Raw genomic sequence first — 18,626 nt, forward strand, 5'->3', positions numbered from 1 at the left:
GCCCCTTGATTGTCAAGGGATATTTTTTTTGCTATTTTGTTGTTTTTAGGCGGCTTTTGAACGTGGGCGTTTTGGGGGAGCCGGGCCGTCAGGGTACCAAGTCAGGTGCCAAAAGCGGTAAAATTCTGAAGCAGTAATGGCCGATTCTGGCAGCCCGACCAGCTGGCAAAAACGCTGGAGAGGTTCTTTGCGGCCGCAGATTACATGGTAGGAACGCCGTCTGCGGGTGCGGAAATTTTCATGGACGGCGATGTAACCTCGTTCTGCCCAGGTGACAGCCTCGGGAATGTCTCGAAGGTGGAAGAATTTTATCCGGAGTTCTTGACTTAGTTTTTCAAGCATTTCCTGAACATTGGCTATGTCTAGGGGAGCTTTTTGGGTTTTCATCTTCTTGAATCTGTCCTGGACCCCCGGTATTTCTAATGACTCTTCGCTATATTCGGCAGGAAGTTCTGGCTACTTAAGTGCTTAGTGAGGAGGTGTGGTGAAAGAGGTTTTTCTCAAACGTCAGACTAACGAGACCCAGGTCTCGTTACGTTTTTCCCTGGATCCTGGCTCCATTCATCTGGATACGCCGATTGGTTTTCTCAATCACATGCTTCATCTTTTTGCCGCCCATGGGGGCTTTTTACTGGAGGTCTCAGCCCGAGGCGATATAGAGGTTGATTATCATCATCTGGTCGAAGACATCGGCATTGTTCTGGGGCAGGCCCTGGGAGAGATCCTTGGGGATCGGAGCGGGATTTCTCGTTACGGCTATGCGGTAATTCCTATGGAGGAAGCCTTGGCCCGGGTCTGTCTGGATCTTTGTCGGCGGCCAAACCTTGTCTTCCGGGCCGAGTTTCCCGTAGAAAGGATTGGCCTTTTTGACACCGAACTGGTCAAAGAATTTCTCAAAGCCTTGGCCTACACAGCCCCTTTTACTCTTCATGTGGAGATTCCTTACGGGGAAAACGCCCACCATATGGCTGAGGCCGCCTTTAAGGCCCTGGGGCGGGCCCTCCGTCAGGCAACAGCCCCTGGGGATCAAGGGGTAGCCTCAACAAAAGGAGTACTCTGATGTTGCGTCTGGGGGTGTTTTCCCTGGTTTTTTTTCTGCTTTCAGCCTGTGCGGCTAAGAGGGATCTGGTCATTTATCCTCGATTTGAGCGGATTGCGGTCTTGCCCTTTGAACCAGTTTGTCCGGGGCAAACCGGGGAGATGATCACCTGCGCCATCTCTGGGGAGACCTTTCGGGCCTCTCCAGTGGGAGAGGAGGAGGTCGAAACCCTTACCCAGTTTCTATTCCGGCATCTGGGAAATGACAGGCGTTTTCGCCTAGTCTCCCCAGGGCAGGCCCGAGGCCTTTGGGCCTCTGTTTTGGCTGAAAGGCCAGGGGCCAGCCCTATCGCCCTTATCCAGGCTATCGGTCGACGTCTGGAGGCAGAGGCAGTGCTCTATGGGAAGGTCTTCCGCTGGCTGGAACGAGAGGGTACCGGCTACTCTGTTGTTCGTCCGGCCTCTGTGGCCTTTGCCCTTTATCTCATTCGGGTTGAAGATGGGGCCCTTATTTGGAGGGCCAGCTTTGACGAGACCCAGAAGCCGCTTTCAGAGAATATTTTATCTTTATCGCTCTATGGTCGTTTTCGTTGGCTTACTGCCAATGAACTGGCCAAGAGGGGCTTGGCCCGGATCCTTAAAGACTTTCCCTATCTTCCTTCCGGGTCAGACTTAAGACTTAAGACTTCAAACTAAAGAGGTGGTTGGATGTTAGTAGTGCCGGCTATTGATCTTAAGGGTGGTCGCTGTGTTCGGCTCTTCCAGGGGCAGATGGATAAAGAGACTGTCTTTTCTGAGGATCCGGCTTCTGTGGCCCTTCGCTGGCAGAATGAAGGGGCTGAACTTCTCCATGTGGTTGACCTTGATGGAGCCATTGAAGGCCGTCCGGTAAACTTTAAAGAGATCATGGAGATCCTGAAAGTGGTGAGTATACCTGTGGAGTTAGGAGGCGGTATTCGCGATCTTGAAACCATTGAAAAATATCTTTCTTTAGGGATCGATAGGATTATCCTGGGGACCGTGGCCTGTCGAGATCCAAAGTTGGTCCGGGAGGCTTGTCGACTCTTTCCGGACAAAATCGTTGTGGGTATCGACGTCCGGGGGGATCAGGTTGCTGTTTCGGGTTGGGTGGACACAGTAGAGGTCTATTTTCTCGATCTGGCCCGTCTTTTTGAAGAGGCCGGAGTCCGAGCCATTATCTTTACGGATATCAGCCGGGACGGTACCCGCAGTGGGGTCAATATAGAGAAGACCCGCTCTTTGCTGGAGGCGGTTTCTGTCCCGGTGTATGCGGCCGGAGGGGTGTCCAACCTTGATGACATCCGTCGCCTTCTTACTCTTGAGCCCCTAGGTCTTGAGGGGGTCATCACCGGTCGGGCTATCTACACCGGAAGCCTTAATCTTCGCGAGGCCATTGCTCTGGCCCAAAAATCCCACGTGTAGTCTGGTAGAATGTCAAATCTGCCAACCGACCCTGTTGGTCGGATTGTCGAATATCTTGACCAGAATCGTTTCTTTACGGCCCTGGTGATTGGTCTTAAGGATCGGCGTCTGCGTCTGATAAACCACTTGGGCCGTGAGGTCCTGTTGCCCCGCAGCCGTTTACTTCATCTCTCTCGCGAGGTCATTAAAAATTTAAGCCGCTCAGATGTGATTGTTCATCTGGCAAGACGTCACCAGCGTCGGGAGGAATTAAGCCGGGATATAGATCTTCCGATGCTCTGGGAGCTGGTCTCCGGGGAGATGGACGAGGCCTCAGTCGAGGAGTTGGCCGAAATTTACTTCGGTCAGGGACCAGAAGATGACCAAGTGGCCGCTCTTATCAGGGCGATCTTGGAGGACAAGATTTATTTTCGTTTTCGGGACGGTCGGATCATTATCAATCCGGCCGAGGTCGTCTCCCAGATCATTGAACGTCGGGAGGCCGAGGCCCGGCGGATAAGACTTCTTCAGCAGGGAAGCCTTTATCTTCAGGCCCTCTGGCAGGGAAGAGAGGAAGAGATTCCAGTCGAGATCCGGGATTTCGTCATTGAGACCCTCAAGGATTATTGTCTCAGAGGTGACGAGGCTAAAGAGGCCGCCCTGGCTAAGGATCTCCTTAAACGGGCGGACCTCAGTCGCCCTGGGGCTGCCTTTGAACTTTTAGTCAAGGCCGGGGTCTTTGAGATCCACGAAAATCTGGAACTTCTGCGCCATGAGGTCCGGCCGGAATTTCCTCCCCAGGTAGCCTCCGAGGCCCAAAGGCTGGCCCAGGCTCCCCAAGTAGGCAACCGGGAAGATCTTCGCCAGTTGGAACTCTTTACTATCGACGGGGAGGAAACCACTGACTATGACGATGCTCTGCATCTCCGAGAGCTTCCAGGGGGTCAACTCGAAATTGGGGTGCATATTGCTGATGTGGCTGCTTATGTACCTCCGGGATCTCTGGTCTTTGAGGAGGCCCTTGACCGGGCCCAGACCATATATCTACCAGACCTCAAAATTCCCATGTTGCCGACGGTCCTTTCTGAAGAGGCCCTGAGCCTTAAGGCTGGCCAGGATAAACTAGCCGTTTCCTTCATCATGGTCCTTGCTCTCACCGGAGATCTGATCTCTTATCGGATAGTTCCTTCCTGGGTGAGGATCCGGGAAAACCTAGTCTATGATCAGGTTGATCAGATTCTAGAGGATAGCATCTGGGAGAGGCTTTACCAGCTGGCCAAAGTCCTGAGAGAACGCCGGATTGAGGCTGGCGCCCTGCCGCTTCCCATCCCAGAGGTAGTCATCCGCCTTAAAGACGGCGAGATAGTCCTTGAGAGGTTGGAGATTACTGGTAGCCGGTTTTTGGTGGCTGAGATGATGATTTTGGCCAACTCCGTGGCTGCCAGATTTCTCAAGGAGACAGGGACACCGGCCCTTTTCCGGAGTCAGCCGCCCCCCAGGGAACGTCTCATCCACGGTGCGGAGATGGATCTGCTTAAGAACTTTATCCAGCGCCGGGCAATCAGCCGGGGTAGCCTTTCTACAGTAGCTGAACCCCATCATGGCCTTGGTTTAGCTGTCTATACCACCGTGACCTCCCCTATCAGAAGGATGGTTGACCTCATCGTCCAACACCAGCTTAAAGGAGCCCTGGCCGGAGAGGTCCCCTTTGGAGAGGAAGATCTTTCCAGGATGGCCCAGAGGCTGGAGGCGGCCACTGCTGTGGTCAACACCATCAAGCATCGTCGCCATCGTTACTGGCTCCTGCGCTACCTTGAGGCCCACCGGAGGCGTCCTTTTGCCGGTCTGGTAGTCGATTCTAGCCAGCGCCGGGCCCAGGTATTGTTGCTAGAGCCCATGTTGCTGGTTGATGTTCCCTTGGGGCCTGGGCAGGGTCTTGAGGTCGGACAGGAGGTGGAGGTGGCCATTGTTCGGGTCAACGCCCGGGAGGATATCATCAAGGCCACTTTAGCTAACCAGCCAGGACGATCTTAGCCCCTCCGGCCTTTTTGGCTTCATAGAGGGCCTCATCGGCCCGGAAGATGAGCTCATCTATGTCTCGAGGCTGAGGTTCTTTGCCCTGATGCCTGAAGGGAACAATACCGATGGAGATGCTGGTGGGTTCAAAGCCTTTGGCCTCGTAGCGGCGCCTTATTCGTTCGGCTACCTTGCGGACTTCTTCTCGTCTGGCGTTAGTGACAATGATGGAGAACTCGTCGCCTCCGTAGCGAAAGCCCCAGTCCACGTTCTGGCGGATAGATTTTTTAATTACCTCAGCCAGCCCTTTAAGTACTGCGTCTCCAGCCTGGTGGCCATAGGTATCATTGTATTCTTTGAAACGATCGATGTCGATCATCATCAAGTAGAGGGGATGTCCCAGACGCCAGGCCCGGTGGCATTCCTCACGAAGTTTATCCTCGAAGAAACGGCGATTGTAGAGCCTAGTGAGGGGATCCTCTCGGGTGAGTCGCTGGAGTTCGGCTAAAAGGGCCCTTTCGCGGAGGACCCGGGCCAGTTTGGCCTCTAGTTCGTCTAGATCAAAGGGCTTGTTGATGAAATCGCTGGCTCCGGCCTTGATCACATCGCTGTAGCGGAAGTCTCGACCGTAGCCGGTAATAACAATGACATCTACGTCTGGCCAACGTTTTTTGATCTCTTTGATCAAGGAGAGGCCATCAAGGCGAGGCATTATCAGGTCGGTAATGACCACATCAAAATCCTTTTTCTCAAGCTTCTTAAGGGCCTCCAGTCCATCTGAGGCCGTCTCATAAGGATGCCCCAGATGCTTAATAAACTCGCCCAAGAGGGCAAGAATTGAGGCCTCATCATCGACAAGAAGGAGTTTTGCCTTGGATGTTTTTTCCTCCAGGGCGATGTCCTTTTCTCCAGGCAAGGTAGTCCTCCAATATTTCTTGATGATCAAAGACCAGAGGTTGGGGAAGCTCAGTCAAGGAAAATACCCGAGCTTGCTTGGCATCATCCCCTCCTTGAGGGATGCCCTGGGCTCGAGCCACGAAGACCGTAGAGATTGTGTGTTGTCTGGGATCCCGCCGGGGGTCAGAATAGGTGTGGAATTGACAGATGAGTTCAACCTCCAAGCCAGTCTCCTCTAGGGCCTCCCGTCGAGCAGCCTCCTCCAAGCTTTCTCCGTAATCCACGAATCCCCCTGGAAGGGCCCAGCCAAAAGGGGGATTTTTCCTCTCTATAAGGACAACTCCACCCCCGAGCTCTATGATGATGTCCACCGTGGGTAGGGGGTTTCGGTAGGTGATTATGGTTTCTCCACACTTAGGGCAAATCATCTTCTGGCGACTCATGGCTCATCAGGGATAAAGTTTCGGGTTATGTCTATCATCTGGTGGTGGATAAGACTATTTGAGGCCACGATAGTTCGGCAGTAGGGGCTATAGGAGTGGCCACGAAAGTCGGAGACCCGGCCTCCGGCTTCTTCCACCAGGAGGATCCCTGCGGCTGTATCCCAAGGCTTGAGTTTAATCTCCCAGAAGCCGTCAAAGCGCCCGCAGGCCACATAGGCCAGATCCAGGGCTGCGGCTCCGGCCCGTCGGATCCCCTGGGCCTTGATGATGAAGGCCGAGAAAGCTCCGATAACCACCTCTGGTCTCTGGTGGACATCATAGGGAAACCCGGTAGCCAGGAGGGCCCCTGAAAGCTCTTTAATCCGGGAGACCTTGATCCGGCGGCCATTGAGATAGGCTCCCTGGCCCCGTTGGGCCCAGAAAAGCTCATCCATCATTGGGTGGTAGATAACGCCTATCTCCGGACTTCCGGCCCGCATAAAGGCTAAAGAGACAGCAAACCAGGGGAAACCGTGGGCAAAATTGGTCGTCCCATCCAGGGGATCTACCAGAAGATATTCCTCCCCAGGCTCCTCTTTGACCTTTTCTTCGGCCAAGATAGGGATGTGGGGAAGATGGCCTTTTAGGCCCTTGACGATGATCTCCTCTGAGCGGAGATCGGCCTCGGTTACCAGATCTATCTCTCCCTTGTGGGTTACCTGGTGGGGTCTTTCGTAGAGATTCCTGATGGTCTCTCCAGCCTCAAGGGCAACTTTTTGGAGAAGCTTCAAGACAGCCTTCATTTGTAGATAAAGTCCCGATAGACCTTGGTTTTCTCAAGAATAAGGGCCCCTCCCCGGGCCGGGGCTTCCAGAGGATCAGGGGCCACTGTAACTGCAAGTCCCAGTCGATTCTGGAAGAAATCCTTGATTCCCCGAATAAGGGCTCCGCCGCCAGCAAGGAGCAGTCCGGTCTCCTTTGCCTCTCGAGCGAAGCCGGCCGGCATCTCCGAGAAGGCATTCTCTACCGTAAGAGCGATATCTTCCAGGGCCCCTCTGATGGCCTCTCGGATGTCTTCCTCGGTGATCTCAGCGGTCTTGGGAATGCCGCTTGAGTCCTTTCCAGAGATCGTCTCCAGGAGGGGTTCGTTTTGGGGCCAGGCAGAGGCTAAACGGATCTTGAGCTCTTCGGCCGTAGGTTCCCCAACCATGAGCCGGTATTTGCGCCAGAGGTGGGTGATAATGCTCTCTGTAAGACTGTTGCCGGCCACACGAACGCAGTCTTCAAAGACGGTCTCCCCAGCGCTAAAGACAGCTAACTGGCTAGTCCCCCCTCCTAGACAGAGAACCATCTGGGAGCGTCGGGCAAAGATATCCAGGCCCGCTCCTACAGCGGCGGCAACCGGTTCTTCGACCACGAAGGATCGGCCGGCCCCGGCCTCCTCTATTACCTGACAGAGGGCCTTCTTCTCTACCGGACGTAGGCATCGTGAGGCCACCACCAGTACCTTGCGCAGGCTGGCCCCGGCCTCTCGAGCCGTTTCTAAAAATTCCTTGATCATCGCCCGACAGGCCTCATAATCGGCCACGGCTCCCTCTTTAAGGGGCTTGATAACCTCAATATCCGGGGGAGTCTTGCCCCAGAATTTTCGGGCCTTGCGGCCTACAGCCAGGATCTCACCCGTGTCACGATGCCGGGCTACCAGGCTTGGCTCCCTCAGAATAAGGCCCTCTTTGGTATCCCAGACGGCGGTGTTGACCGTCCCCAGGTCGAGAGCGATACCTTTGCGAAAAAAGCCAAACATCTATTCCCCTTCAATTGCCGCCCTGATGGCCGGGCCATAAGGGGGCCACAGGACTCCAACCTCGGTGATGATAGCCGTAATAAGCTCGGCCGGGGTGACGTCAAAGGCTAGATTGAGGGCTTCCACCCCCTCGGGGGTCATCCGGCGTCGGCCGCAGTAGTGAACCTCCTCCGGGCCTCGTCTTTCGATCGGGATTGCCTGGCCGTTGGGGGTCTCAAGGTCGATGGTTGAACGAGGAGCAGCCACATAGAAGGGAATCCTGTGTCTTTGGGCCAAGACAGCCAGGGTATAGGTACCAATCTTGTTGGCCACGTCTCCATTGGCAGCAACACGGTCGGCCCCAACAACGACAGCGTTGATCTTCCCCAAGGCCATCAGGTATCCAGCAGTAGAGTCAGTAATCACGCTCACTGGAAGGCCTACCTTCTTAAGCTCCCAGGCTGTAAGCCGGGCTCCCTGAAGATAGGGTCTGGTCTCATCGGCAAAGACGCGAATCTTTTTCCCCGCCTCTGCCGCTGCCCGGATGACACCAATGGCTGTTCCATATCCACCAGTGGCCAAGGCCCCGGCGTTACAGTGGGTAAGGATGGTGGCCTCATCGGCGATAAGCTCGGCTCCGGCCCGCCCCATAGCTCGATTAGCGGCGACATCTTCACGCCAAATGGCTAAGGCTTCGGCCTCAAGCTGTCTTATGACCTCTTCCACTGGGGCCTCTTTGTGACTGGCAGCCAGGGTCATCATTCTGGAGATGGCCCAGAAGAGGTTTACCGCTGTAGGCCGGGCCGTGGCCAGAAAGGAGGCGGCCTCTTCTAGATGATCGAAAAAGGCCTTTGGTCTTTTGGCGGCGGCCTTAGCAGCCAAGACCATTCCGAAAGCGGCGGCGATCCCTATGGCGGGTGCTCCCCGAATGACCATATCCTTTATGGCCCGGTGGACGTCCCGGAGGGCCCGAAGCTTGAGCCAGCGTTCCTTGGCTGGCAGGAGACGCTGATCAAGCATCAGGAGATAGTCGCCCTTCCAGGAAATAGGGGTGATGATATCTAGAGAGAGTCCCTGATGGTTCATCCTTCTAACAGACGGGTCAGGATTTGATTGACCATTTTGGGATTGGCCTTGCCCTTGCTTTTGCGCATGACCTGGCCAATCAAGAATCCGATGACATTCTTTTTACCAGCCTTATACTTGGCGACCTCCTTGGGGCAGGCCTCAATTACTTCTCGACAGAAGGCCTCAATAGCGGCCTCATCAGTAACCTGGACAAGTCCCTTCTCTTTGACGATCTTCCCTGCTGACTGGCCGGTCTGGTACATCTCCAGAAAGACCTCTTTGGCTATTTTCTGGCTGATGGTCCCATCGTCAATGAGCTTAAGGAGCTCGGCCAGCATCTCCGGAGTTACCAAGCAATCATCTATCTGACGTTCGTCACGATTAAGCTCCCTTAAAAATTCAGTCATCATCCAGTTGGAAACTGTCTTTGGCTTGGGGAAAAGTTTACAAACCGACTCAAAGTAATCAGCCAATTCCTTGGTACTGGTAAGGACTTCGGCATCATAAGGTCGAAGGCTATATTGGGTAACAAAACGCTCTCTTTTGGCGTCTGGAAGCTCCGGAAGGGTTTTCCGGACCTCTTCGATCCAAGAGTCCTCAATAACCACCGGAACCAGATCCGGATCCGGAAAATAGCGATAATCATGGGCCTCTTCCTTACCCCGCATGGAAACGGTGATCCCCTTGGCCGGATCAAATAGTCTGGTTTCCTGGACGATGGGTTGTCCATCGAGAAGAAGGGCTGTCTGACGTCGGATTTCGTACTCCAGGGCCTTCTGGACATGGCGAAAGGAGTTCATATTTTTGAGTTCGGTCTTGACACCGAACTCTTGGGACCCTTTTGGTCTTAAGGAGATATTGGCATCACATCGGAGGCTTCCTTCTTCCATATTGCCGTCGCAGATCTCAAGATACCGGACAAGCTCGCGGAGTTTCTTGAGATAGGCCACGGCCTCTTCCGGGCTTCGGATATCCGGCTCGGAGACAATCTCTAGTAGGGGTACCCCGGTGCGGTTGAAATCGACATAGCTTTTCGGTCTAGTCTCGTCATGGATGAGCTTGCCGGCATCTTCTTCCATATGGATACGGGTGATCCCGATCTGCTTTCGGACTCCGTCGACCTCGATCTCTAGATAGCCTTTTTCGGCCAAAGGAAGTTCGTATTGGGAGATCTGGTAACCCTTGGGGAGGTCAGGATAGAAGTAGTTCTTTCGGGCAAAGACAGACAGAGGGGCAATTTTTGCGTTAGTGGCTAAGGCCAACCTCATGGCAAACTCGACCACCTTTTTGTTTAAAACCGGTAAAACCCCAGGCATTCCTAGACACACCGGGCAGACATGGCTGTTGGCAGGGGCGCCAAAGGTGGTCGAACAGGAGCAGAAGATCTTGCTGGCAGTGGTCAACTGGGCGTGGACTTCAAGGCCGATTACCGGTTCAAATTCCATAAAATGCTCCTTGAAAAGACATGTTGGCTTAAGCCAAGAGCCCGATATTATTCTCCTCCCTCGGGCAAGTCAACCAATCCTCCATAAATCTCTCTAGCAGAGCAAAGCCTTATGGGACAAGTCCTGCTGAGGAGATGAAAAAATTTTAATTCTATTTAGAATTAGAGCTATTCTTCGAAGCCAATCCTACTTTGGTCTTTTGAGGGTTGGAAAGTATTTCTTCCTAAGGAGGAACTGCTGGTGGCAAAGACAATTGCTCTGGCCGGAAAAGGAGGGACTGGTAAGACTACGGTGGCTGCCTTGGCTATCAGATATCTTTTAGAAAAGGGTTCTAGGCCGATTCTGGCCGTAGATGCCGATGCCAATGCCAACCTGAATGAACTTCTGGGCCTTGAGGTCCAGATCACCCTGGGAGAGATAAAAGATGAGATGAAAACTTCGGTGCCCACAGGGATGACCAAGGATCAGTTTATGGAGCTCAAGGTCCACGAGGCCCTTATCGAGGCCTCGGGTTTTGATCTTCTGGTAATGGGGCAACCGGAGGGCCCGGGGTGTTATTGCGCGGCTAATGCCTTTTTGGCCCAGGTTATGGAGGGAGTGGCCAAGAACTATCGTTATTTGGTAGTGGATAATGAGGCCGGTATGGAGCATCTCTCCCGTCTTAACATGCGCCGGGTTGACTATCTCTTGGTAGTCTCTGACCCCTCGTCTCGAGGGGTAATGACCGCCGGCCGGATCGCTAAACTGACCGGACCTTTGGGGCTTGAGGTGGGTCGAAAGGTCCTCATCGTCAACCGGGCCCCGGAGTCGGTGCCCCGGGGCCTGATTGAACAGATAGAAAAGACAGCCCAGGAGACAGGGCTTGAGTTTGCTGGTTACCTTCCCGAAAGCCAAGAGGTGTTCCAATTCGAGGTAGAAAGACGGCCTGTGTTTGAGCTTCCTCAAAAAAGCAAGATTCTCAAAGAGGCCTATCGCCTTTTTGACTTCCTGCTCAAGACTTAGCCTCCAATCCTTTTGACGCCGGAACCCATCTGGGCTAAAAAGGAAACATGGTCCAAGGGGAGATAATCGCCATTGGAGACGAGCTCATCTCAGGGCGGGTGACCAATACCACCAGTTTTTATCTGGCCCGGCGTCTTTTTGACCTTGGCTATCCGGTAGTTCGGATCCTGACCATTGGAGACAGCCCCCAGGAGATCAAGGAGGCCTTAAAGAAGGCCCTTTCTCGAGCCAGTTTTGTTATTGTCTCTGGAGGGTTGGGGCCGACGACCGACGATATCACCAATGAGGCCGTGGCCGAGGCTCTTTCAAGACGGCTTCATTTCTTCCCGGAGATTATGTCTCGGGTGGAGGCCAGGCTTGAGGAGCTTGGTCGGCAGGTCTTGCCCAGCCATAAAAAACTGGCCCTTTTACCGGAAGGGGCCGAGGTTCTTGATCGAGAGGGTTGGGCTGCTGGCTACCTTCTTGTAGAAGGAGAAAAGCCTGTCTTTTTCCTCCCGGGTGTCCCCCGCCAGTTAGAGGATCTTTTTGAAAGGGAGGTCATTCCTCGACTGAGACGTTTTATTCCCCAGAGGGTTTCTATCCGTCAGAGGGTTCTCAAGGTCTTTGGCCTCCAGGAGACTGAAGTCAATCTAAGGCTTGAAGAAATTGCTCGGGGGCTACAAGGTCTTAAGGTCGGCTACTATCCCGTCTTTCCGGAAGTCCACATTACCCTTACCAGTCTGGCCAGAGATGAGGTCTCTGCCGGGGATCTACTTGAGGAAGCTACCATTAAAGTTAGGGAGGCCCTGGGGCCTTTTGTCTTTGGTGAGGGACAGGAGACTTTGGAATCAGTAGTCGGAAGGCTTCTTCGGCATCGGTCTGCCCGGGTAGCGGTGGCTGAATCCTGTACTGGAGGCCTTATTGCCTCTCGTTTTACCCGGGTTCCAGGTTCTTCGGCTTGGTTTGATCGAGGAGTGGTAACCTATAGCAACGAGGCCAAGGTGGAGATTCTTAAGGTTCCCAAGGAGATCATCGACTCCAGGGGTGCGGTTTCCCGAGAGACGGCTGCGGCTATGGCCCGAGGGATGCTGGCCATCTCCGGAGTAGATTATGCCCTTTCAGTGACCGGCATTGCCGGCCCAAGTGGCGGAAGCCCTCAGAAGCCGGTAGGAACGGTCTTTATCGCCTTGGCCCAAAGGGAGAGAGTCAAAGTCCAACGTTTCCAGTTTTCCGGCACTAGGCATATGATCCAGCTTATTACCTCGGAGACAGCCCTTGACTGGTTGAGGCGACACTTGGCCTATGGTGAGGACATTCCTGGCTATCCCTCTGCCCACCTCGGTTAAAGAAGTCTTGGCCCACTTGATTGAGGAACTCAAGGACCTTGCGGCCGATGTCCGTTGGGTGCGGCCTGAAAGTATCCATCTTACCCTCTGGTTCTTTGGATCCCTTGAAGAACGTCGCCTTGGTTATCTTATCGAGGCCCTGGAAAGGGAAGATCTGGGGGATGTCTTTTCCCTTCAGGCCGAGGGCCTCGGCTTTTTTCCGCCCGGGGGACGCCCTCGGGTCATCTGGGCAGGAGTCAGTGGAGATCTTGACCGTCTGAAAGCCCTTAAAGAAGGGCTTGATCGTCTTGTGGCTCCCCTGGGTTTTCGGCCAGAAAAACGGCCCTTCAGTCCTCATCTTACCTTAGGACGCTTGAAGTCAAATAGAGGCCTGGCTAGCCTCCTCAAGAGACTAGCCTCTTTTAAGGGCTTGAAAACACCGTCCTTTGAGGTAAGGGAAATAGTCCTTTATCGTAGTGATCTGCGGCCAAATGGAGCTTATTATACTCCTATAAGGCGTTTTCCTTTGAAAGAAAGGGGCCAAAATTAACCATGAAATACGGAGAAGAGGCTATCTTGAAGGCCCGACTTGAACCTTGGGAAAATCCTTTTCCCGAACGGGACTACACCATTGAAATAACCTTTCCAGAATTCACCTGCCTTTGTCCCCGTTCAGGCTATCCAGATTTTGCTACCATTAAGATAACGTACGTTCCCGACCGCCTGATTGTGGAACTCAAGAGCCTTAAACTCTATCTCAACCGCTATCGTAATGAATACATCTCTCATGAGGCGGCAACTAATAAAATTTACTCGGATCTTTATGAGCTTCTTAAGCCTCGCTATCTTAAGGTAATAGCTGATTTTCATCCTCGAGGAAATGTCCACACCGTAATCACGGTGGACAGTAAAATGGCGAATGAACCAACTTAAGCTAGATAACCTTCTCCCCCTGGGGCCGGTCAAAAGGATCTTAGAGACCTTTGCCCGGGCCACGGGGGTAGCTGTGGTCCTTCTTGATGCTGCCGGCACCTATCTTACTTCCATCAATTATTCTCGTCTCTGTCGTAAGTTTCACCACCAAAGTCCCGGAGATCGAAGACGCTGCCAGGAATTTGCCAGGAATCTAGGCCGGGATAGTTTGCAGGCCAAAGGAATTATTATCCGTCAATGTCATAACTACCTCTATGACGGCACAGCCCCTATAATTGTTGGGGATCAATGCCTGGGATTTGTTGGTTGTGGTCAAATCTTTGTAAAACCTCCTGACTACGAAGAACTGGCCAAGATCCAGGCCGCCAGATACGGGGTCTCGGAGGAGGAATATCTTTCTGCCTTAAGGGAAGTGCCCATTATTCCTGAAGAGCGCTTCCACCATATTCTGGCCCTTCAGCAGGAGCTGGCCTCCTATATTTCCTCCTTGGCTTACTCTGCCCTCAGACAGGAAGAAAGAATCCGGCATCAGAAGTTGGTCCTGGAGCAAGGCCGGAGTGCCCTTTTCCGTATCTTTGATCACCTTCGCAATCCCATCTACTCCATTAACCGGCAATGGCGGATTACCTATGCCAATCAGGCCCTGAAGAGACTTCTTGAAGATAAGGACTTGGAGGGGGAGAAGTGTTACCGGCTTTTCTTCGGACTGGATGAGCCCTGTCCCTGGTGCTTTGTAAAAGACATTCTTGGGGGAAGCCAGGCCCGATTGGTAAACCTTAAGATTAAGGATCGGGAGTTCGTCAGCTTAGGAGTGCCCTTTCCTGATCTAAGTGGTGAGACCTGGGTGGTCAACACCTTCTATGATGTTACCACCGAGGAACAGTGGCGTCGGGCCTTAAGAAAGATAAATTCCTGTCTTCTTTCTCTAGGGCCAACCTTTGAAGAAAACGTGGCCCTAATTGTAAATACGGCCCTTGACCTCCTTAAGGCCCGCTCTGGGGGATATCTGCGTTTGGAAGGGGAGGCCCTGAAGCCTTATTTTTCCGAGCCCGCAGAGGTCACCCTGCCCCCTGGGCTTCTGGAGTTCAGGTTCAGGGGCGACCATCCCATAGAGATAGTGGCTCGAGATCCGGATTTTTATGTTCTTGCAGGAGTGAGCCTAAAGGGACGTCCTATCGGCCTTCTCTGGTTTCAAATTCCCCTTAAACCTGATAATCAAAGCGTGGAGTTGGCCACCATTCTGGTAGAGGCCTTAAGGCGGGAGGAGGAACGCAATCGTTATCATCGGGCTCTGGAGACAAACCTTAATCGGATGAGGGCCCTTTTGCGGGCCATCCCTTACACCATCTTCCGGATCGATGAAAACGACCGCCTCATCGAGTGGAGTGCCGAGGATCCGCCGAAGTTTCTCGTCTCGGCCTCTTTAGGCAAAAGGCTAGATAAACTCTTCGGTTCTCAGATCGGACGCCGTCTCCTCAAGAAGGTCCGTCAGGCTAGGTCCAAACAAGAGATCACTGACCTTGAATTTGAGGTCAGAACCACCAAGGGGATTCGTTACTATCGGAGCCATCACTGTCCGGTAGAGGGCACTGGAGAGGTTGTCTCGGTCATTGAGGACATCACAGAGGATCGTCTCCTTCAGGATAATCTGCTTCAGCTCCAAAAGATGGAAGGCCTAGGACGACTGGCCGGCGGCATTGCCCATGATTTTAACAACCTGCTTATGGGGATTATGGGCCAAGCCGAACTCCTCCTTCTGGAGGAAGAGGGCCCCTTAAGGCGTCGGGCCGAGGAGATAATCAAGACCTGTAAACGGGGAGCAGAGTTGGTCCAACAGCTTCTGGCCTTCGGACGGCGTCAGCAACCCCAGTTTGAAGTTCTTGATTTGAATAGGCTCCTTAAAGAGATGGCCCAGATGCTTACCAGACTGATAGGAGAAGATGTTGAACTCTGTCTGGACCTCTCCCCTGAGCTTTGGTCTATCAAGGGAGACCGGGTTAAAATCCAGCAGGTTATCCTCAATTTGGTGGTCAACGCTCGGGATGCCATGCCTCAAGGAGGGGTGCTTACTATTCGGACCGGCAATCAAAAAATCGGTTCAGGTCGGTCTTTCCCTGGAGGGCAATATGTGGTCCTTTCTTTTGAGGATACTGGCTCCGGGATTCCCAAACACCTTCTGCCTTTAATCTTTGAACCCTTCTTTACTACTAAGGAAGTCGGTCAGGGAAGCGGCCTTGGGTTGGCCATTGCCCACAGCATTGTCAGCCAACATGGTGGCTTCATCGAGGTCTCCTCGGAAAAGAAAAAGGGGACAGTCTTTTCCATTTATTTTCCAAGAACCAGGGCCAGGCCCAAAAAGCCCGGCATTCAGAAAGTCTCCTCTCCGGTGGCATCTTCTGGTCGGGTCCTGGTGGTGGACGATGAGGAGTCAGTCTGCCAGATACTGTCCGAGATGCTGGAATCTTTGGGCTATCAGATAAAGTTCACTCTTTCTTCCAAGGAGGCCCTTAACATCCTTAAGAAAGAGGTCTTTGACCTCTTAATCTCCGATGTGGTGATGCCTCAGATGAGCGGGCCGGAGCTGGCGGTCAGGGCCCGTAAGATCCGGCCAGAAATAAAGATCATTTATATTTCCGGCTATGCAGGAGAGCTTCTTTCCCGCTACGGAGTTCGAGAAGAGGAGTGTCTGACCAAACCCATCACTCTGGAGGCCCTCTCCCTAAAGGTGCGGGAGGTTCTCAAAGGAGCTAGTGGATGAGATGACCGATGCGGCGCCAGCGGATGCGGAAGTGATTCTTATCCCAAGACCAGTAGATTATAAAGGCCTTCCCTTTGACGTCTTTTAGGGGGACAAAGCCCCAAAAACGGCTGTCATAGCTCTGATCACGGTTGTCTCCCATAACAAAGAGATAACCTGCCGGGACTTTAACCGGGGGCATATTGTCTCGAGGTTGGATTTCTCCGGGGATTATTTTCGGGTCGGTATGGATAACGTAAGGTTCCTCAAGAGGTTTACCGTTTACATAGACCCTTTTGTTGACGATCTCGACTACATCTCCTCCTACCCCAATGACCCGTTTGATGAAGTCTTTATGGCGGTCAAGAGGGTAGATAAAGACAATCACGTCTCCTCTTTTAGGTTTTTTAAAGGAGATCCAGGTCTCTCGGGTCAGGGGGTTTTTTACTCCATAGATAAACTTATTGACCAGGATGTGATCTCCGACCAGAAGCGTAGGGATCATGGATCCTGAAGGGATCTTAAAGGCCTGGACGATAAAGGTCCGGATGAAAAGGGCCAGAATGAGGGCCAGAAGGATGGCCTGGGCATATTCCCGCAAGGTTTGGACGAAATCCTTCTTCTGCTTGGCCAAGATAACCTCCATCAGATCTTGAGCACGGCCAGAAAGGCCTCTTGGGGTATTTCTACCCGACCGAACTGCTTCATCCGTTTTTTACCCTCTTTTTGCTTTTCCAGGAGTTTTCTCTTTCGGGTGATGTCTCCTCCATAACATTTAGCAGTAACATTTTTGCGGAGAGGGGGTATTCTTTCTCTGGCGATGACCCGGCTTCCTATGGCGGCCTGGATGATCACCTCGAAGAGCTGACGGGGGATGACCTCCTTTAGCTTGGCAGCCAGCTCCCGACCTCGGTAATAGGCTTTGTCTCGGTGGACGATAGCCGAAAGGGCATCCACTGGTTGTTTGTTGATGTAAATATCCAGTTTGACGAGATCTGACGGACGATAACCGATGGGTTCATAATCCAGAGAGGCATATCCCCGGGAGACACTCTTCAGGCGGTCGTAAAAGTCAAGGACGACCTCAGAAAATGGAAGTTCATAGATCAAAAGGACCCGACCCTCAGATATGTAACGCATCTCTTTTTGTTCGCCCCTTTTTTCCTCGCACAGTTTGACCACAGGACCGATATACTCCTTGGGAATGTAAATGTCAGCCCTTATGTAAGGTTCTTCGATCTGGAGAATCCGGTCTCGGGGAGGAAACTTGGCTGGGTTATCCACATAGATTTCTTCTCCAGAGTTAAGGATTATTCGGTAGCGGACAGCAGGGGCAGTGCTGATGAGATTTAGGCCGAACTCTCTCTCCAGGCGTTCCTGGACGATTTCCATATGGAGGAGTCCCAAAAAGCCGCAACGGAAACCAAAACCAAGGGCCTCAGAGGTCTCTGGCTCATAAGAGAAGGCCGGATCATTGAGCCAGAGCTTTTCCATCGCTTCTCTAAGGGCCTCATACTGAGCGGTCTCTACAGGGAACAGGCCGCAGAAGACCATGGGCTTTACCTCTCGGAAACCGGGCAGGGGAGTCTCTGCCGGGCGTTCGGCTTCGGTTATAGTATCGCCGATTCGGGTATCCCGAACTTCCTTGATACTAGCCGCAAAAAAGCCCACTTCACCAATTCCCAGACTTTCCACCTCTACTGGATGAGGGGCAAAGAGGCCTACCTTAGTGACCTCAAATGTCTTACCCGTGGACATCATCTTAATCCTTTGCCCCTTGCGTATCTGACCATCAACGACCCTAATCAGGACCACTACTCCAAGGTAGGGATCAAACCAAGAATCAAAGATGAGGGCCCTTAAAGGGGCTTCAGGGTGGCCCTTGGGGGGTGGAATTTTTTGGACGATGGCCTCCAAGATTTCCTCGGTACCAATACCTTCTTTGGCGCTGGCCAAAATTGCCTCACTGGCATCAAGCCCGATGATCTCTTCAATTTCCCTTTTGACCCGCTCAGGATCGGCCTGAGGGAGGTCTATCTTGTTTAAGACGGGGATGATCTCTAGATCGTTTTCTAAGGCCAGATAGACATTGGCTAAGGTTTGAGCCTCCACCCCCTGGGAGGCATCAACCACGAGGAGGGCTCCCTCACAAGCGGCCAGACTTCGGGAGACCTCATAGACAAAGTCGACATGACCCGGGGTGTCAATGAGGTTGAGGAGGTAGGTGTTGCCATCTTTGGCCCGATAGGTCAGACGAACCGTCTGGGCCTTGATAGTAATTCCCCGCTCTCGTTCCAGATCCATCCGGTCCAGAAACTGTTCTCTCATCTCTCGGGCCGAGACAGTACCGGTGGCCTCGAGCAAACGGTCGGCCAGGGTGGATTTTCCGTGGTCCACGTGGGCGATGATGCTGAAGTTCCGGATGAGTTTTGGATCTATCTTGGTCATTTTTGTTTTTTTCTCAAGGGGCCTAATGAATTTTTCGGCTCCGGTCGATGTATTAGGTTAGCTACCAAAATAGATGTTGACATGGGACACTAAATGAGTGTTAAGGTCGCT

At 52.9% G+C, this 18,626-nt stretch carries 18 protein-coding genes; 9 read left to right on the plus strand and 9 right to left on the minus strand.

Annotated features, from left to right (window positions below):
• Positions 1–45: 45 nt before the first annotated feature.
• Positions 46–387, minus strand: coding sequence for a hypothetical protein (locus ACXJJX_RS00205; RefSeq protein ID WP_456430738.1), 342 nt, complete (start codon positions 385–387; stop codon positions 46–48).
• Between the two features lie 97 nt (positions 388–484).
• Between ACXJJX_RS00205 and hisB the strand changes: the two genes are divergently transcribed.
• The 4 genes from hisB to ACXJJX_RS00225 are packed head-to-tail and all read left to right on the plus strand — an operon-like array spanning position 485 to position 4,494.
• Positions 485–1,060, plus strand: a complete 576-nt coding sequence (gene hisB, locus ACXJJX_RS00210; RefSeq protein ID WP_456430739.1) for an imidazoleglycerol-phosphate dehydratase HisB — start codon at positions 485–487, stop codon at positions 1,058–1,060.
• Positions 1,060–1,734 carry a hypothetical protein gene (locus ACXJJX_RS00215; RefSeq protein WP_456430740.1) on the plus strand — a complete coding sequence of 225 codons (675 nt, stop codon included), beginning with the start codon at positions 1,060–1,062 and terminating at the stop codon, positions 1,732–1,734. The genes hisB and ACXJJX_RS00215 overlap by 1 nt, the downstream gene beginning before the upstream one ends.
• Positions 1,735–1,746: 12 nt before the next feature.
• Positions 1,747–2,481 carry a 1-(5-phosphoribosyl)-5-[(5-phosphoribosylamino)methylideneamino]imidazole-4-carboxamide isomerase gene (hisA, locus tag ACXJJX_RS00220; protein WP_456430741.1) on the plus strand — a complete coding sequence of 245 codons (735 nt, stop codon included), beginning with the start codon at positions 1,747–1,749 and terminating at the stop codon, positions 2,479–2,481.
• A 9-nt stretch (positions 2,482–2,490) separates the two neighbouring features.
• A complete protein-coding gene (locus ACXJJX_RS00225; protein WP_456430742.1) occupies positions 2,491–4,494 on the plus strand; it encodes a ribonuclease catalytic domain-containing protein in 2,004 nt (667 codons plus the stop codon).
• On the opposite strand, the gene ACXJJX_RS00230 is transcribed toward ACXJJX_RS00225, so the two are convergent.
• Genes ACXJJX_RS00230 through gatB form a run of 6 tightly spaced genes read right to left on the minus strand, consistent with a single transcriptional unit; the run spans position 4,472 to position 10,139 of the window.
• Positions 4,472–5,392: a GGDEF domain-containing response regulator gene (locus ACXJJX_RS00230; RefSeq protein WP_456430743.1), complete on the minus strand. Its 921-nt coding sequence runs from the start codon at positions 5,390–5,392 to the stop codon at positions 4,472–4,474. The genes ACXJJX_RS00225 and ACXJJX_RS00230 overlap by 23 nt on opposite strands.
• On the minus strand, positions 5,325–5,816 hold the full coding sequence (locus tag ACXJJX_RS00235) for an NUDIX domain-containing protein (protein ID WP_456430744.1): 492 nt from the start codon (positions 5,814–5,816) through the stop codon (positions 5,325–5,327). Before ACXJJX_RS00235 ends, ACXJJX_RS00230 begins: the two co-directional genes overlap by 68 nt.
• The gene (locus ACXJJX_RS00240) at positions 5,813–6,586 is read right to left on the minus strand and encodes an inositol monophosphatase family protein (RefSeq protein WP_456430745.1); all 774 of its coding nucleotides are present in this window, start codon (positions 6,584–6,586) and stop codon (positions 5,813–5,815) included. Before ACXJJX_RS00240 ends, ACXJJX_RS00235 begins: the two co-directional genes overlap by 4 nt.
• An 8-nt stretch (positions 6,587–6,594) precedes the next feature.
• Positions 6,595–7,599 (minus strand): rod shape-determining protein, encoded by a 1,005-nt coding sequence (locus tag ACXJJX_RS00245; protein WP_456430746.1) that lies wholly within the window; start codon positions 7,597–7,599, stop codon positions 6,595–6,597.
• Positions 7,600–8,664: an S-methyl-5-thioribose-1-phosphate isomerase gene (gene mtnA / locus ACXJJX_RS00250; RefSeq protein WP_456430747.1), complete on the minus strand. Its 1,065-nt coding sequence runs from the start codon at positions 8,662–8,664 to the stop codon at positions 7,600–7,602.
• Positions 8,661–10,139 carry an Asp-tRNA(Asn)/Glu-tRNA(Gln) amidotransferase subunit GatB gene (gatB, locus tag ACXJJX_RS00255; RefSeq protein WP_456430791.1) on the minus strand — a complete coding sequence of 493 codons (1,479 nt, stop codon included), beginning with the start codon at positions 10,137–10,139 and terminating at the stop codon, positions 8,661–8,663. Before gatB ends, mtnA begins: the two co-directional genes overlap by 4 nt.
• Before the next feature lie 192 nt (positions 10,140–10,331).
• Between gatB and ACXJJX_RS00260 the strand changes: the two genes are divergently transcribed.
• Genes ACXJJX_RS00260 through ACXJJX_RS00280 form a run of 5 tightly spaced genes read left to right on the plus strand, consistent with a single transcriptional unit; the run spans position 10,332 to position 16,088 of the window.
• Positions 10,332–11,093 (plus strand): ATP-binding protein, encoded by a 762-nt coding sequence (locus ACXJJX_RS00260; RefSeq protein ID WP_456430748.1) that lies wholly within the window; start codon positions 10,332–10,334, stop codon positions 11,091–11,093.
• Positions 11,094–11,140: 47 nt separating this feature from the next.
• Positions 11,141–12,418, plus strand: a complete 1,278-nt coding sequence (locus tag ACXJJX_RS00265) for a competence/damage-inducible protein A (RefSeq protein ID WP_456430749.1) — start codon at positions 11,141–11,143, stop codon at positions 12,416–12,418.
• Positions 12,375–12,947 (plus strand): RNA 2',3'-cyclic phosphodiesterase, encoded by a 573-nt coding sequence (gene thpR, locus ACXJJX_RS00270; RefSeq protein ID WP_456430750.1) that lies wholly within the window; start codon positions 12,375–12,377, stop codon positions 12,945–12,947. The genes ACXJJX_RS00265 and thpR overlap by 44 nt, the downstream gene beginning before the upstream one ends.
• 2 nt (positions 12,948–12,949) lie before the next feature.
• A complete protein-coding gene (queF, locus tag ACXJJX_RS00275; RefSeq protein ID WP_456430751.1) occupies positions 12,950–13,330 on the plus strand; it encodes a preQ(1) synthase in 381 nt (126 codons plus the stop codon).
• Positions 13,317–16,088, plus strand: a complete 2,772-nt coding sequence (locus tag ACXJJX_RS00280; RefSeq protein ID WP_456430752.1) for a PocR ligand-binding domain-containing protein — start codon at positions 13,317–13,319, stop codon at positions 16,086–16,088. Before queF ends, ACXJJX_RS00280 begins: the two co-directional genes overlap by 14 nt.
• Here the strand turns inward: ACXJJX_RS00280 and lepB are convergent.
• Together lepB and lepA are read right to left on the minus strand one after the other, a co-directional pair.
• Positions 16,078–16,713, minus strand: a complete 636-nt coding sequence (lepB, locus tag ACXJJX_RS00285) for a signal peptidase I (protein WP_456430753.1) — start codon at positions 16,711–16,713, stop codon at positions 16,078–16,080. The two genes, ACXJJX_RS00280 and lepB, sit on opposite strands and share 11 nt — an antisense overlap.
• Positions 16,713–18,515: a translation elongation factor 4 gene (gene lepA / locus ACXJJX_RS00290; protein ID WP_456430754.1), complete on the minus strand. Its 1,803-nt coding sequence runs from the start codon at positions 18,513–18,515 to the stop codon at positions 16,713–16,715. Before lepA ends, lepB begins: the two co-directional genes overlap by 1 nt.
• Between the last annotated feature and the right edge of the window lie 111 nt (positions 18,516–18,626).

It is taken from the genome of Thermosulfuriphilus sp. (genome assembly GCF_054026695.1).

What these genes read in the sequence shown, in the direction of transcription:
- ACXJJX_RS00205 (WP_456430738.1), bottom strand. Translation starts at nt 387, where the DNA reads ATGAAAACCCAAAAAGCTCCCCTAGACATAGCCAATGTTCAGGAAATG.
- ACXJJX_RS00215 (WP_456430740.1), top strand. Translation starts at nt 1,060, where the DNA reads ATGTTGCGTCTGGGGGTGTTTTCCCTGGTTTTTTTTCTGCTTTCAGCC.
- hisA (WP_456430741.1), top strand. Translation starts at nt 1,747, where the DNA reads ATGTTAGTAGTGCCGGCTATTGATCTTAAGGGTGGTCGCTGTGTTCGG.
- ACXJJX_RS00225 (WP_456430742.1), top strand. Translation starts at nt 2,491, where the DNA reads ATGTCAAATCTGCCAACCGACCCTGTTGGTCGGATTGTCGAATATCTT.
- ACXJJX_RS00235 (WP_456430744.1), bottom strand. Translation starts at nt 5,816, where the DNA reads ATGAGTCGCCAGAAGATGATTTGCCCTAAGTGTGGAGAAACCATAATC.
- ACXJJX_RS00245 (WP_456430746.1), bottom strand. Translation starts at nt 7,599, where the DNA reads ATGTTTGGCTTTTTTCGCAAAGGTATCGCTCTCGACCTGGGGACGGTC.
- mtnA (WP_456430747.1), bottom strand. Translation starts at nt 8,664, where the DNA reads ATGAACCATCAGGGACTCTCTCTAGATATCATCACCCCTATTTCCTGG.
- ACXJJX_RS00265 (WP_456430749.1), top strand. Translation starts at nt 11,141, where the DNA reads ATGGTCCAAGGGGAGATAATCGCCATTGGAGACGAGCTCATCTCAGGG.
- thpR (WP_456430750.1), top strand. Translation starts at nt 12,375, where the DNA reads ATGGTGAGGACATTCCTGGCTATCCCTCTGCCCACCTCGGTTAAAGAA.
- queF (WP_456430751.1), top strand. Translation starts at nt 12,950, where the DNA reads ATGAAATACGGAGAAGAGGCTATCTTGAAGGCCCGACTTGAACCTTGG.
- ACXJJX_RS00280 (WP_456430752.1), top strand. Translation starts at nt 13,317, where the DNA reads ATGAACCAACTTAAGCTAGATAACCTTCTCCCCCTGGGGCCGGTCAAA.
- lepB (WP_456430753.1), bottom strand. Translation starts at nt 16,713, where the DNA reads ATGGAGGTTATCTTGGCCAAGCAGAAGAAGGATTTCGTCCAAACCTTG.
- lepA (WP_456430754.1), bottom strand. Translation starts at nt 18,515, where the DNA reads ATGACCAAGATAGATCCAAAACTCATCCGGAACTTCAGCATCATCGCC.